The sequence below is a fragment of the Ensifer adhaerens genome, from assembly GCF_020035535.1.
GTDB lineage: Bacteria > Pseudomonadota > Alphaproteobacteria > Rhizobiales > Rhizobiaceae > Ensifer.
In genome coordinates this window covers 1,425,663-1,439,421 of record NZ_CP083350.1, presented here as the reverse complement: position 1 = coordinate 1,439,421, position 13,759 = coordinate 1,425,663, and the positions used below count along the sequence as shown (strand labels likewise).

At 57.3% G+C, this 13,759-nt stretch carries 12 protein-coding genes; 5 read left to right on the top strand and 7 right to left on the bottom strand.

Annotated features, from left to right (window positions below; all coding sequences use genetic code 11):
* The first annotated feature begins 46 nt into the window (after positions 1-46).
* From LAC81_RS26915 to LAC81_RS26895, 5 genes are all read left to right on the top strand, one after another.
* Entirely contained in the window at positions 47-1,201 is a 1,155-nt protein-coding gene (locus LAC81_RS26915) for a CoA transferase (RefSeq protein ID WP_223730178.1), read from the top strand.
* Positions 1,198-1,965, top strand: a complete 768-nt coding sequence (locus LAC81_RS26910) for a LamB/YcsF family protein (RefSeq protein WP_223730177.1) — start codon at positions 1,198-1,200, stop codon at positions 1,963-1,965. Before LAC81_RS26915 ends, LAC81_RS26910 begins: the two co-directional genes overlap by 4 nt.
* A complete protein-coding gene (gene pxpB, locus LAC81_RS26905; protein WP_223730176.1) occupies positions 1,962-2,720 on the top strand; it encodes a 5-oxoprolinase subunit PxpB in 759 nt (252 codons plus the stop codon). The genes LAC81_RS26910 and pxpB overlap by 4 nt, the downstream gene beginning before the upstream one ends.
* A complete protein-coding gene (locus tag LAC81_RS26900) occupies positions 2,717-3,766 on the top strand; it encodes a biotin-dependent carboxyltransferase family protein (RefSeq protein ID WP_223730175.1) in 1,050 nt (349 codons plus the stop codon). Before pxpB ends, LAC81_RS26900 begins: the two co-directional genes overlap by 4 nt.
* Positions 3,767-3,835: 69 nt before the next feature.
* Positions 3,836-5,485, top strand: a complete 1,650-nt coding sequence (locus LAC81_RS26895; RefSeq protein WP_223730174.1) for an acyl-CoA dehydrogenase family protein — start codon at positions 3,836-3,838, stop codon at positions 5,483-5,485.
* Positions 5,486-6,143: 658 nt separating this feature from the next.
* On the opposite strand, the gene LAC81_RS26890 is transcribed toward LAC81_RS26895, so the two are convergent.
* The 7 genes from LAC81_RS26890 to LAC81_RS26860 all read right to left on the bottom strand — a co-directional run bounded on the left by LAC81_RS26890 (position 6,144) and on the right by LAC81_RS26860 (position 13,628).
* Positions 6,144-6,668 (bottom strand): hypothetical protein, encoded by a 525-nt coding sequence (locus LAC81_RS26890; RefSeq protein WP_223730173.1) that lies wholly within the window; start codon positions 6,666-6,668, stop codon positions 6,144-6,146.
* Positions 6,669-7,411: 743 nt separating this feature from the next.
* The gene (locus tag LAC81_RS26885) at positions 7,412-8,125 is read right to left on the bottom strand and encodes a hypothetical protein (protein ID WP_223730172.1); all 714 of its coding nucleotides are present in this window, start codon (positions 8,123-8,125) and stop codon (positions 7,412-7,414) included.
* A 200-nt stretch (positions 8,126-8,325) separates the two neighbouring features.
* A complete protein-coding gene (locus tag LAC81_RS26880; protein ID WP_223730171.1) occupies positions 8,326-9,342 on the bottom strand; it encodes an OmpA family protein in 1,017 nt (338 codons plus the stop codon).
* Entirely contained in the window at positions 9,339-10,784 is a 1,446-nt protein-coding gene (locus LAC81_RS26875) for a methyl-accepting chemotaxis protein (RefSeq protein WP_223730170.1), read from the bottom strand. The genes LAC81_RS26880 and LAC81_RS26875 overlap by 4 nt, the downstream gene beginning before the upstream one ends.
* Positions 10,784-11,596, bottom strand: a complete 813-nt coding sequence (locus LAC81_RS26870; protein WP_223730169.1) for a hypothetical protein — start codon at positions 11,594-11,596, stop codon at positions 10,784-10,786. The genes LAC81_RS26875 and LAC81_RS26870 overlap by 1 nt, the downstream gene beginning before the upstream one ends.
* The gene (locus tag LAC81_RS26865; RefSeq protein ID WP_223730168.1) at positions 11,577-13,031 is read right to left on the bottom strand and encodes a hypothetical protein; all 1,455 of its coding nucleotides are present in this window, start codon (positions 13,029-13,031) and stop codon (positions 11,577-11,579) included. The genes LAC81_RS26870 and LAC81_RS26865 overlap by 20 nt, the downstream gene beginning before the upstream one ends.
* Before the next feature lie 27 nt (positions 13,032-13,058).
* Entirely contained in the window at positions 13,059-13,628 is a 570-nt protein-coding gene (locus LAC81_RS26860) for a thermonuclease family protein (RefSeq protein WP_223730167.1), read from the bottom strand.
* Positions 13,629-13,759 lie beyond the last annotated feature (131 nt).

Genomic DNA, 13,759 nt, shown 5'->3' with positions numbered 1-13,759 from the left:
GTTTTTGGTGTAGGTTTTGTCGGGCCTCATGCAAAAGAAGGGTGGCATGTACGAACTCTTGAGCGGATTGCGGATCATTGAGATTTCAGCGTTTGTTGCCATGCCGCTATGCGGCAATACCTTGGCGCAGCTTGGCGCCGAGGTCATTCGCGTAGATCCTCCAGGCGGCGGCGTCGACTATGGCCGATGGCCGCTCTCGGACCACGGCGGCAGTATTTACTGGAGCGGGCTGAACCACGGAAAACGGTCCGTCACCGCCGATCTGCGGACGCCGGAAGGTGAGGCTTTCGTCCTTGACCTCATCGGCGACAACGGCATCGTCATCACCAATCTTTCGCCGGCATTCTTAACCGACGGCACATTGCTTGCAGAGAGACCGAAAACCATTCTCGCGACGCTGGAAGGCTTCCCGAGTGGACGCACGGGCGTCGATTACACTATCAATGCCGCCTCCGGATTACCACTGATCACAGGCTCTGACCCGACTTCGGGGCCGATCAATTCACCGTTCCCGACCTGGGATATGCTTGCCGGGCTACACATCGCGCTGGCGATCGTCGCCGCGGAACGGCGGCGGCGGCTTGAGGGACAAGGTGCCTGGATCAAATGCGCCTTATCCGATGTCATGCTGTCAGCGATGACGACCCTCGGTTTTGTGGGCGAAACCGAGGTCGGCGGCAGCGTTCGCCAAGCTATCGGCAACAACATTTTCGGGACCTTCGGACATGACTTTCAAACCGCGGACGGGCGCCGGTTGATGGTTGTTGCGCTTACGCCCCGGCAATGGCAGGAACTTTGCAAGATCACTGGGACGATGCAGGCCTTTGCCGAACTCGAAACCGAATTGGGTTTCGATTTCAAGCTGGAAGGCGATCGTTTCAAGGCGCGGGACAGGATATGCGCAGTTTTTGCCGACTGGTTCGCAACACGCAACCTGGACGACATTGCGAGCCTTTTTGAGCCGACGGCCATCTGCTGGCACCCCTATCAGACGATCGATGCCTTGAGAAAACCGGGCGGACTCATCGAAGAAAGCGCCATATTCGAACGAGTCGTTCATCAGGGCGTTGGCGAAATCTGGACATCGGGTCCGGTGTTTCGTCTCGATCGAGAAGTGCGCGGAGCGGTGAAAGGCAGCGGCACACTGGGCGCGGACACCGATGCGTTTTCGAAGAACGCGCCTCAGGAGAACGGTAAATGAAGATCGATCTCAACGCCGATCTTGGGGAAGGCTTTGGCCCCTACCTGCTGACCGACGACGACGCGCTCCTTAGCATTGTGTCATCGGCAAACATCGCCTGCGGCATGCACGCGGGGGACCCGTCGACAATGGCTCGTGTGTGCAGGATGGCCGGGGACAGGGGAGTGGCGATCGGGGCGCACCCGGGTTATTCCGATAGGGACGGTTTCGGCCGACGCGTCATCCCGATGTCAATAACCGAGGTCGAAGCATTGGTCGCGGTTCAGATCGGTGCGTTGCAGGCGGCGGCCGCCTTGTCCGGCAACAAGGTCCGCTATGTTAAGCCGCATGGCGCGCTGTATACGCTTGCGGAAAAGAACGGGCCGGCCGCAGACGCGATTTGCCGCGCAACCCATGCATGCGATCCGAGCCTCGTTGTCGTGACATCCCCGGGGTCCCGATTGCTCAGGGCGGCTGACGATTTTGGCCTGGCTACCGCCGTCGAGGGCTTCGCGGATCGACGTTATGAGCCGGACGGCTTTCTCGTCTCCAGAAATAAGGACGGTGCTGTCATAGACGATATCGACGACATTGCCGATCAGGCGTTCAGACTGGCGACGGGACAGGGGGTGATCACCATCGATGGCACGTTCGTGCCGATGGTAGTGCAAACGATCTGCCTGCACGGCGACAGTCGCTCGGCGGTTGAGGCGGCAAAGGCGGTCCGCCAGCGTTTACAGGCTGAAGGCGTTTTGATCGCCCCCTTCCTGAAAGGGGTGTCATGACGGTCCACCAACAATATGAGAGAACGATCGGCAGGGCTCGTTTTCTGCTCGCCGGAGACACAGGTGTCGTCGTCGAATTTGGCGACCGCGTCGATCGCGAGCTCAGCGAAGCGGTTCTCCAACTCAGATCCATTCTGATGGCTGCAAAGCTCCCCGGCGTGCTGGATCTCGTCCCGTCCTTTCGCTCTCTCCTGGTACAATATGATCCGCTGGTGTCGGATGGGCTGACGATAATCGATGCGATCGTAGTTCATATGGACACACCAGTCGAACTCGACACACAGCCCAGAACCTGGGAGCTGCCTGCATGCTATGACGAAACGCTTGCGCCCGACGTCACGGATGTCGCCGATCGCCTGAACATGTCTGTCTCACAAATCATCGATCTGCACAGCGCGCAGGACTATTCCGTCTATTTTCTCGGTTTTCTGCCCGGTTGCGCGCTGATAGGCGACCTGCCGAGCGAATTGGAATTGCCGCGCCGGACAACGCCAAGAGTTCGGGTGCCCGAGGGTTCCCTGGCCATCGCGATGCGACTAAGCATCGTCTATCCTCTGGTGAGCCCCGGTGGGTGGCACCTTATCGGCAATTGCCCGTTGCAATTCTTCGACCACCGTGCCACCCCGCCGAGCCTTCTTGCTCCCGGTGACAAGGTACGTTTCAAACCGATTTCGCTGAGCGAGCATGCCGCGTTATCGCAAGAGCGATCCACGGGACGCCTCTTCGCGGAAAGCGAAAGGTTCTTGAGAGCGTGAAGGCAAAGATCGTCATAGATGTGCCGGGGCTTTCCACCACTGTACAAGATCTCGGGCGATGGGGTCTTCAGGGGCTTGGCGTACCCTTGAGCGGCGCGATGGACCCACTCGCTCTTGCCGCGGCGAATAGCCTGGTCAGTAATCTTCCCGATGCCGCGGCGCTCGAGATCTCCTACGCAGGACCGACCTTTAAGGTTCAGGAAAACAGCGTTCGCTTGGCCCTTGTCGGCGCCGGCGCCTGTTTAAAATTTGATGACGGCAGGATCATTCAGGCCAATCAAAGCGTGACGGCCCATGCCGGCGACACAGTATTCGTGCAGGCTTCCCGCGCGATGCCCTTTACAATCCTCGCGGTCGCCGGCTGTCTAGACTTGCCTGAAACGCTGGGAAGCCGCTCGACCTACGCGCGCGGTGCATTTGGCGGATTTGAGGGCAGAGCGCTGAGATCCGGCGATATCATAACTGTCACCGGATCAATTCCGGATCCGACGGATATCGAACTCTCCGGCAACATTCCTTATGGCGAGGGTCCGATAGGTGTGTTGTTGGGTCCGCAGGCCGATTACTTCCATGCCGAAAGTATCGCGCAGTTCCTGTCGAGCGAGTACGAGGTCACCACAGATAGCGATCGTATGGGCATGCGACTGACGGGACAACCACTCCAACATGCGCGTGGGTATGACATTGTCACGGATGGCGTGGCCAACGGCTCCATTCAGGTCCCCGGTAATGGCCTGCCGATGATACTCTTGTCCGACCGGCAGACGGTTGGAGGCTATCCGAAGATCGGCACCGTGATATCGCGCGATCTTCCTCGTCTTGCTCAGATGCGCCCCGGCCGCAAGATCCGGTTTCAGGCCGTCTCTTTGGAAGAGGCAATTGCTGCGCGGCGGGCACAGGCGAGGAGCATGGATATGCTGGTGCAAGATACCAGGCCGGTTGGCCGTCCCGGAACGGTGAACATCCCGCGGCTGTATACGGACAACCTCATCAGCGGCGTTGCAAATCTCGATAGTGATTATCATCGCCTTGGCCACGTCGAATAAGCATGCGCGAGTGCAGGCATCGACCCTGGAATGACTTGAAGTTTTCAAACAGATCGGAATTGCAAAGCGATGACTGAAAACCCGGAAACCGAGACCGCCGGTCGCGTGAAGCGCCTAGAGGCAGCTGTCGAGGCGCTGGTGCGGAGGATCGAACCGGCGATCCTGAGGGCTCGCGAAAAGCAAGCTTCAACCGAGGGGCTCGGGCAAGCCGAAAGCCATGGCCTCGCCTGGTTTGCAACGTACGCGTCGGCACTGAGGGCGATCGTGCAATATGGTCTGGCGCTCGAGCGATGCACGCGTTTGACGGAAATCGAGAGCCTCCTCATAGCGATCGGCGGCGGAGAATATCTCGACCAAGTCCTTGGTGGTATTCCTATGAGCCAGAGCGAATTCGCGCGCACACGCGATCTGCTCTCTCCTGATATGTTTGAGGCGCTTCTTGCGGACGATGACATAAGGAATGCGATCCAGCACGGAAACACGCCAGCGAACAGATCACGTCTGGTGACAATATGGCGTGAGGCAAATACCGATCCTCACCTCGGTGATCCTGCCACGGACGATACTGTCGAGGCCATCCGATTAGAAATGCGCAAGTTCGTCGCCAACGAGATTTCCCCGCATGCGCATTTCTGGCATTTGAACAACTCCTATATTCCGCAAGACGTGCTAGATCAACTCGGGGCGCTTGGCGTATTCGGCCTCACCTTGCCGGAAGAGTATGGCGGCTCGGGTCTGTCGAAGGTCGCCATGTGTGTGGTGACCGAAGAACTGTCTAAAGGGTATCTCGGCGTCGGTTCACTCGGCACGCGGTCGGAAATTGCCGCTGAGCTGATATCGTCTGGCGGGACGGAAGAACAAAAAAGAAAATGGCTTCCGCTAATCGCATCCGGCGCATGTGTTCCGACCGCCGTATTCACCGAGCCGGATGTCGGGTCTGATCTCGCATCCCTGAAGACAAGGGCATCGCTCAAGGACGGCTTCTATGAAGTCACCGGAGCAAAAAGCTGGATCACCCACGCCGGCCGGGCGAACCTGATGACCCTGCTTGTTCGAACGGATCCGGACGACAAAGGTTATCGCGGGCTGTCGCTGCTGCTAGCGGAAAAGACCGCTGGAACAGTCGACGCGCATTTCCGGGACGAAGGCTTGTCTGGCAGTGAGATCGAGGTGCTCGGTTATCGGGGGATGAAGGAGTTCGAGTTGTCCTTCGATGCTTTCCGAGTGCCCATGGCCAATCTTTTGGGAGAAAGGGAGGGCCAAGGTTTTAAGCAACTGATGCGCACCTTCGAAGCCGCTCGAATACAGACGGCCGCACGTGCCGTGGGGGTCGCGGAGGCAGCGTTCTCGCTCTCCTGGCGATACGCAACGGACCGGGTGCAATTCGGACAACCTATTGTGCGTTTCGATCGTATTTCCGACAAGCTCGCGATGATGGCGGCAGAGATTTTGATCTGCCGCCAATTGGTCTACGCTTCCGCGCGACAAAAGGACGCGAACATTCGATGCGATGTGGAGGCCGGCATGGCGAAGCTTCTGGCCGCTAGGGTCGCATGGGCCTGCGCTGACAGTTGCGTCCAGATCCATGGCGGCAACGGCTTCGCTCTCGAATTCGAAGCCAGTAGACTTCTTTGTGACGCAAGAATCCTGTCCATATTTGAAGGCGCGGCGGAAATTCAGGCAGACATCATCTCACGTGGTCTTCTTTCGACTAAGTAAGCGCTTCGCGCCCTCGATATGCTGGTTTCCCTTCGCCGATGGTCACGACATTCGGCAGGGGTATCCGTCTGTCACCACTTGTAAGTGCGCGAAAGCGGACCTCGTCATTACCCGGCGGAAATTCCGGCTACGCTTTTCACTGGACCGCAAGCGCCAACCAGCCCTAGATCTCCTCGTGTTTCCGACTGTCAACCCATAGCCAAAAAGCGCTTCCATCCACAGCTCAGCAAAGCGTTCTGCGCTAATCACACCTTGCGTCACCAACTCGTCGGTAACCAGGTCCAGCAGCAACTGCTGATCACTCAACAGGCTGTTGAGGGGGTGCCCTTCGCCGGGGCGCGCGAGCCACCCGGCAACTACGGCCTACAAGGATTACCGCGATGTTTTATCAAGAGAGCGTGCAATGTTGAGAGACTAGCAAGCAACCACACTGGTAACTCACAACTAAGACAGGCGACACGCCACAGAATTTCGCCGCAAACTGCGTTGACCTCCAACTCTATTGCAACCCAACGCCCTTGGTTCATTTCGCGACGGGAACACTTCTGTCGTTAAGTCCGCGTTCGGCCGATCTAGCGCATGTCGTTACCAAGCAAAAGTGCCGGTCTCACCGTCTTTACGGAGCAATAGCGGTTTATTAGCCGTCAGACGTGGGCGGTCACACTGAACGCGTATCCGCCTCTTCAATATCCACCGGGCTCTCTGGATAGTACGTATTGTGAAGATCAATCAATGCTTTGCGGAGTCGTTTTTCATCAGCCTGAGTGCCGTATGCAAACAGCAGCGGCTGCAGCCAGTAGCCGATGGCCTCCCCGAACTCCAAGCGAGCGTTCTGCAGATGAATTTGATGACTCAGCTGGATACGGCTTAAGCGAAGAAAGAAGTGTGCGACCATAGAAATGTAGATCCACTGGTCCATTCCCTTTCGACTAGAAAGATTTTCCCGGACCTCCACAGCTTTTTCGCGGCATTCGCTGATTATAAGGTCGGCCCAGTTCCGCGCGGTGATAAACTCCTTTGAGTTCCATTCGTGCGAAAGCTCGATAAGTCGAGCCTGTAATACGTACTGCGCCTGAATTACATTATTCTCTTTATTAGTTTTATCAAGATGATCAAGATTCTTTCTTGTGAAACGAAGATTTTTTGACGTATACCACAGACCAGCTGCGACGAATACCGCCATAGCTATCTGACTCCAGAGGTAGGCTTCATTAAGAGGCATTATCACTCCCAATTTTTATAACTGCGACTAGGAGAATTTTCTCTTGATAATTTTCAGACAATAGGGGCGGTGATGAGTGAAAAACTGCACAAAGGAGATCACAACCATTTTACGTTGTAAATGAAAATCCAACTATGGAAGGTTCAATAATTGCGAATTTTCGCTTGCAGGTGTCGCGACCGAATTTTTAAATCGCAGCTGTAAACGTTTCAGGTAGAAATAAGACGGTCACTCAACTTGGCAATCATTGACTGCGCTCGGCGTTTTCCGAGACCGTCCAGAAAATTGAAGCCGGGGACGTCCAAAGTCGCGGGCGGGTGAGCAAGCGTCGGAAATGGCGACTTAGCTCACTAGAGACTCGCCTCAAAACGTTGGGCGAAGTTACCTCTTTTCCGAAACGCCGAGCCGCCTGCCTACAAAAGATAATTTTGCATGAGTATTTTTATTCGGCAAGCGATCGACAGTGTGCAGAGAAGTCCGGCAAAATCTAAGATCTTCTACCGCCTGCTCGCACGCAGTAGCGCGGCATACGTCGGGATCGGCCGGTCGAGCAAACGAATGTTTAAAATGTAGGAATGGATTTGTAGGCCGGTAAGGATGCCATTGGATTGAGAGCGTCCGGCAGATTAAGTTCGCCGGCCCAAGCGAGCGCCATTGAAGACGAGGGGTCTGCTGCAAGAAAGGATAGCCTCGACCAATGGGTCTTACGGCTCGGCGAACGGTTTCGAGAATTCTGCGAGAAACTCTTCCGCCCGGTACTGTGCTAGGAGCGCTAATAGGCGGACGTCAGTTTTGATTTTCGGCACTGTGGCGTTCAAGCTCAAAAGCGTCTGCACGGCAACCTCCTTCGAATAGGTTGGTACGCCCCTAGGGGAGAGCTCGCAAGCCGTCCTCAGGCTCTCGGTAACCGCGCTGAGGCGCTGATTGACATCGAACGGCAGGTTCCGCTTCATGTCCGGCTCATTAAATGGTTTCAAACTCTCATACAAAATGTGGAGGCCATTTAGTTTCCAGTTTCCGGCGCTCGTTAATTGAACCCGACCGTCGCTGAGCAATGTATACAACTCGCCGCTAGTATGCCGGTCTAGCATCGCAATATTTGGCTCCACACTCCTGGACCAATCGAGTAGTGCGCGTGCGGCACTAATTTCCAAGGCGCGCGCATCCCTGCGAGCCTCAATATGCAGCTGTCTTCCTTGCAAATCACTGTCGCGCATCTGCCGCACCGTCACCCAGGCCGCGCCGACGGCCAATACACCGGCAATCAGCGTTTGAAAGTCGTAGATCAGGTTGCGCAATGGATCCTCTCCGTCACGCTCGTGGGTCGCCGGTCGATCGCCAAACAGCACCGGAAACACTAGCAGGCCCCCTGTCACGCACATTGCCGCGCCGAGGAAAGCACCTTTCACCTTTTTCATAAGTTCCTCTCCAGTTCGGTTTTTCACGATGAACGGGCGCGCGCAGGCGCTATGATTGGGAGACGAATTTTGAATCGCAATAGCCAGGCACCCGAAGTGGATAATGTTTGGGTTTGCATAAGTTCTAGCTTCGGCTGTGAAATGGTCAGAACTTTCTCAGGAGAGAAAGGGCGATCCCGCCTCGGGTGAGCGGGCCTCCGTTACTGGTCTGCAACGTCACGACGTCTGATGCGTATCTCAATCCGTCTCCGGGTTTCGACATCGCCAGCTTCGCCGCGCGTCAGTGTGTCGCCGGGCAGGATCAGTTGGGCCGCCGAAAGGGGAAGCACAGTGATCCCATCTAGCGACTTGTTCGATTTGAGAACGTTCGCGACCGAGATCGCTCTCGCCAGACCTAGTCCCGCGTTGTCAGCTGGCTCTAGCGACGTTACGTTCTTGTGAGCCAGGAGCACGTCGATGGCGTTCTTATCCATGTTCGATCCTGCACGAGAAATCGGCTGTTCGTCCGTGTGGCCAATGATTTCCACGATATCCGCGCCGTAGGCCTGCAAGTTGCTCGCTATTTGGTCGGCGATGGAGCTGTTCAATTTGGTCGCGAACGCCACGGTCAACTCGGCACTGCCTGAGCGGAAGTAGTTGTTGTTAGCCTCGCTGAGTGTGATGATTGGCGGCCACTCGTGTGGCTTCGAAGGCTTTTCAAGCGACGCCAGTTCTTTCGCTTTGGAATCCAAGTCCTGTCGCAACCGAGAAATTTCAGCCAGTGCCTTCAGATGCTCGTCCTGCAGACGCTTTTGAGACGGAATGGCCGCCTGAAGTTCTCGGTAATCTTCGAGCATGTCAGTGACCTTGCGGACGATCTCCTTCGGGTTTTTGTCGGAAAACTTCACAGCCAACGCTTCGACGGCTTTTTTGGCGAGCACCAGCTCACGCCACTCGTCGTCGGACTGGTCTCGTCCGGCGGCGGCAAGCTGAACCTGCATCTCTTTGATCTGTTTCTGCAGCTCTTCGGCATCGTGGCTCTTGGCCAGAACCTGCTCCTCTGCACGGGTCGCTCGCTGCTCAGCCTCCGTCGCGCGCTGCCGTTCCTTCGAAATAATCGCGGCGGCCACAAGCAGCAGGCAGAACACGACGAGCAGCAACGATTCCGCCATTGTGAAGCCAAGGATGAGCCCACGATTGTAGCCGCGCCCTTCGGCACCTGCGATGGTGTTGCTCATCGGTTCCAGATGCTCCACCGCGACTTGTCAGGCTGCGGTTCTGCTGCCTCAATGGCGGCGGTGGTCATCTCCGGCACCGTGATGGCGTCCTCTCCAGCCGGCGCCGGCATGATCGGCCTGGTTTCCGTCGAATCCGCCGCGGGCTTCTCCAAGGCTTCTACAGGCTCATCCACTACTGACGCGGACTCTGCGACAGCAGGCACGGCGACAATGGCTTCGACCTTCGCCAGCGCTATTTCGATACGGTCGCTCTGAACTGCGCCCCGCTCGTCGCGTTCCGAGCTGCGAAGCTCGAGAGTGTTCACCACGCCGGCGAGATTCCTAACCTGCTCAGCCGTGTTGCGCTCCGCATCAAGCATGGAGCGGACTGCGTCCATTGCCTCCCGGATCTGTTCGGACGCCTTGCCCAACGCCTCGGCGGACGAACCCACTGCGGCGGTGGATCCCTTAATGTCCACGGACAGCGCGTTTAGCTGTGCTGCCACCTGCTTGAACGGACCGATGGCGGTGATCACCTTTTTGGCCGTATCGCGCGCTGCCACGGTGTTGGCTTCGATCGACTTCACGTTGCCGTCAACCAGGTCTTTCAGAGCTTCGATCGCGGGAGTGACGTCTACGCGCAGGATTTCGTCGGGAGACCTTGCGATCGAAAACTTTGCCGTCAGGCTTTCCATCGTACTCGAAAGGGCATCGGCGCGCTGGACGACTTGCCCGACCGACTTGTCCACCTGTTCCGCGACCCGCTCGACCGTCTTCACATTCTTGTCCGCGAGTTCGGCAAGTTGTGCGTGCGTCTTCTCGAGCGTTGCCAGCAATTTCTCCGAGGTCTCTTGAATAGTCTGCGTAGCCTTGACGGACATTGCTTCGATCGACGCCCTGACGGCTTCCCCGTTCCTTTGCGCCTGCCTGGCGATCTCCTCGAAGCCTTCCGACAGCATCTGGTTGCTGGTGCGGCGGTAGCTAGAAAACTCGAGTGCAGATGTGTCGAGCTCGGTCCTGACGCGCCGCGTCATCTCGGCAAGCTCGACGCGCACTGCCGTTTCGATGTCGGCCGGATCTCGCCGCATCTGGTTGTAGAAGATGCGAAGCGCGATGCCCGTGATCGTCGACACGATCGCAATGCCGAAGTTGCGCACGACGTCCTCGATCGAGGCCTCGCCCGTGAACTTGTAGAGCGAGATACCGAGGCTCGCGAGGGTGAAGATGAATCCCATGTAGTAGAGATTGTCACCGGCCTGTTCGCTGCGAACCCTGAGGCCGGGCAGCAGGTTGAGCACGAGATAGACGAGCATCAAGACGATCGGTATGGTGGTGACGATCGAAATGTCCAAGTCGTATAGTTTGCCAAACCAGATTACAGCCGCCCCTATGATCGTCATCAAGACGAAGAGACAAATCGGTCCGTGATCGCGGACGAACGTCCTCATGTCGATGTTACCCATCACTCAATCCCTGCAAGTCGCTCGTAGCCGATGAAGCCGCCGCCGTTCGCTTTCACCCAGGCCACCCAAAATTCCGGAAGGTCTTTCACTTTGGACGCTGCCTCCCGCTGAAATGCCCAAAACTTGACATCGATCCCGTCGAGCGGGGTCCTGAACCTGTCGCGCGCGGGGCTTTTACGGAACGCCTCATAATCGGCACCCGATTCGTAGATCGAGAACGCGTCCGTGTTTTCCATCATGTCGGAAGCCACATAAAGTTGCTTGGAGGTGCCTTCGAGCTTGGCAGCTGAGAAGCTCTCGATCACGATGCGCTGGATGCCTGCCAAGATCGGCGACGACTTCGACTCGCTGCCATTGCCAATGGTGTCGGACAGATCCCGCAGTGGCTTGTTGAAGGCCTCTTCCCAACGCTGCTGCTTCTTTCTCGGGTTGGATGTCCAAGGATCCGCGGTTGCACCGTCGCCCGGGTTGCATCCCCGGTAGGTCCGCTCGAGCTTCCCTTCCTTGTCTGTGAGAGCGTAGACCTCCAGCAGCCCGCCGACTTCGATCTCCGACACTGTCCGTTCGAACTGGCGCTTCAGGTCAACTTGCGTGATTTCCGAGATTGGATCGGTCAGGTCGAGCAGTATCGCTCTAACGGACACCGGTCCTGTCGCGGGGCATAGATCGTCGTCAAGCGCCACAGCTTCTCCAGCCCGGATCTTGAGCATCGCATAGCCTGCAACGCTCAGGAACACGAAGGCCATCAGGCCGATGATGCCGACTATCGCCCACGGCGACCCGTCTTTTCTTCTACGCCTGCGCCGGGCCATTGATCGTCTCCGGGAAAAGATTGTCCAGTTGGTGATAGGCGGTGACTGCGGCTTCGAATTCCGCGCTGATGCGCTTCATCTGGTCTGCCATTTCGGCTTGAGCTGCTTTGATGCGTTCGCCCAGTTCCTTGTCGCTCCAGTCGTCCGACTTATCGATGGCAGGCTTTCGCCGATCGAGGCTGTACTGCGTCGAAAACCGTTTGGGCTGATGTTCGGTGCGGGTGGCTCGGTTGGCCTCCCTATAGGTAGCGAACAGGCGCCGACCAGAGACTTCGAGATGGTTCTGGTGCTCCGAAAACTGCTTGATCATCCTCGTACGGCTGTCGATGATGGCAGCGCATTCCTTCCGGCGTTGAGAAAGAGCAAGGATGATGCCGTCGACCTTCTGATTGTGGTCGTCGCGGATGCCCTTCAGCTGATCGATCAGATCCGCCTTCCGATCGATGTAGTCGTCGCGCGCGTCGATGTACCGGGTGTAAGTGTCGGCATAGCCCGGATACGGGTCCTTCATCAGAAGAGAGTCGATCAACGCGATCGTAGAGAAGAGGACGCCGCTGGCAAACAGCACCCACGAGTCGATATCGTTCATGACCAGTGGCGCATTGGTCAGGCGCTCCATGACAATGCGGCCGACATCCTCGAACGCCGTGGCGGAGACTTCACGATAATGGGCCATCACCAGATTCAACCCCAACGCCACCGTCAGCCAGGCGGCGATGCCCAGCAGGCCCACCAGCTTCCACCAGAGCGATCGGTGCACGATCCGCGGCACGACGAAAAGACCCAGCACGACTGTCGAGACCACGTTCGCGAACGCGAACGCAAAGGCGTATCCGATGCCGCCGACAAGGCCTTGGTCGTTGCCCTTAGCGAGGTAGATGCCGTTCACCATCGTTTCGACGATCAAGAGGGCGAGAATGACGCACCACTTGAGGATGGTCGCCATCCGCCCTTTGGTGCGGGCAACCCTCAGCTCAAGACCGTTCAGCTTGCGGAAATTGGCAAGCTCGACATCCGACTCTCTCAGATCCTTCCGAAGGCCATGAAGCTCGTCGCGCCCCGTGGCCACGTCGGCACGGAAGTCATCGACGCTCGCATTGTTGACAACTTGGATTCTGTTGAAGTGGCCGTCGAAGTCGAGGTTGCGCAAACGCGTACCGTAGGTGCTTAGATGCCCCTCCAGTAACTGGTATGCGTCGTCCCGCAAGCTTTCGATCCGTTCGGCTATGCCCCTCTCGACTTCGTCCTGATCGCGCGAGTCCTCTTTCGGCGTGTTTGCTTTGCCGTTCCGCGTGCCTTTTTCTTCAAGCTCCAGGGTCCGTTCCAGCTTGTCGACGTCGAGCGGCGGGAACGGATCGGTGGTGACGCGGAAATCGTGGTTCGATTCCCGGACGCTTTCGAAGAGCTTGTTTAGCGAGTCAAATCGAGGTGCCATTATGTTAATCCTAAGATAGAGGTGCGGCTACCGCCCCCACATTGGAGGCCGCCAACCGGCTGAAACGGCCTCGTCCTCCGAGCAGAACCAGCGTTCGCCGCTGGCGGTATTGATCTTGGTTTTGGCGTAGTCCCGGGACCATGGCGCGTGATAGATGCGCTCGCCCTGACGATTGACGTTGCCTTTGATTGGGCACGCCTGGTTCGGCGACTGAGATACTGCAGAAGCCCACTTCGAAGCGCGATAGTCCCAAGGTGTCTCGGTTTCGGCCTGCCAGACGCCCACTTGGGCCTGCCGGGCCTCTTGCTCTATCTGAGCGTAGTCTTCGGAGTACTTCCGGAATGCCCAGGCCAATCCAGCGCGAACCATGGCGGAATTGATTTCGCTCCCGTCGGCGAAGCAGACGGCTATCACACGCCCGTAGGTATCGCGGCCTTTGGGTTCACATGTGACATCACGGCCCTGGACGAGATCTTCGATCTGGCGGATCGCGTCTCTGCCACATGGCCAAGTACCGCCGCCCGTGGCGCTGCAGGCTTGGCCTGCTTCCGGTGCATCAATTCCATGAAGCCTGTAGCGAATGCCACCGATGTCCAAGGTGTCCCCGTCAACAACCCTGGCGGCATCGCGTGATGCCGCGGTGGACGCGGCAAGTGCCCATATGGCGATCAGTAAGAATCTACAAATTTTTTCACGCCCCTATCCCTTAGAATTGGTGGTTACTGCAG

Bases quoted from the DNA above. Each gene is read 5' to 3' on its own strand.
- LAC81_RS26890 (WP_223730173.1), bottom strand. From the start codon at position 6,668: ATGGCGGTATTCGTCGCAGCTGGTCTGTGGTATACGTCAAAAAATCTT.
- LAC81_RS26910 (WP_223730177.1), top strand. From the start codon at position 1,198: ATGAAGATCGATCTCAACGCCGATCTTGGGGAAGGCTTTGGCCCCTAC.
- LAC81_RS26895 (WP_223730174.1), top strand. From the start codon at position 3,836: ATGACTGAAAACCCGGAAACCGAGACCGCCGGTCGCGTGAAGCGCCTA.
- LAC81_RS26880 (WP_223730171.1), bottom strand. From the start codon at position 9,342: ATGAGCAACACCATCGCAGGTGCCGAAGGGCGCGGCTACAATCGTGGG.
- LAC81_RS26915 (WP_223730178.1), top strand. From the start codon at position 47: ATGTACGAACTCTTGAGCGGATTGCGGATCATTGAGATTTCAGCGTTT.
- LAC81_RS26870 (WP_223730169.1), bottom strand. From the start codon at position 11,596: ATGGCCCGGCGCAGGCGTAGAAGAAAAGACGGGTCGCCGTGGGCGATA.
- pxpB (WP_223730176.1), top strand. From the start codon at position 1,962: ATGACGGTCCACCAACAATATGAGAGAACGATCGGCAGGGCTCGTTTT.
- LAC81_RS26875 (WP_223730170.1), bottom strand. From the start codon at position 10,784: ATGGGTAACATCGACATGAGGACGTTCGTCCGCGATCACGGACCGATT.
- LAC81_RS26885 (WP_223730172.1), bottom strand. From the start codon at position 8,125: ATGAAAAAGGTGAAAGGTGCTTTCCTCGGCGCGGCAATGTGCGTGACA.
- LAC81_RS26865 (WP_223730168.1), bottom strand. From the start codon at position 13,031: ATGGCACCTCGATTTGACTCGCTAAACAAGCTCTTCGAAAGCGTCCGG.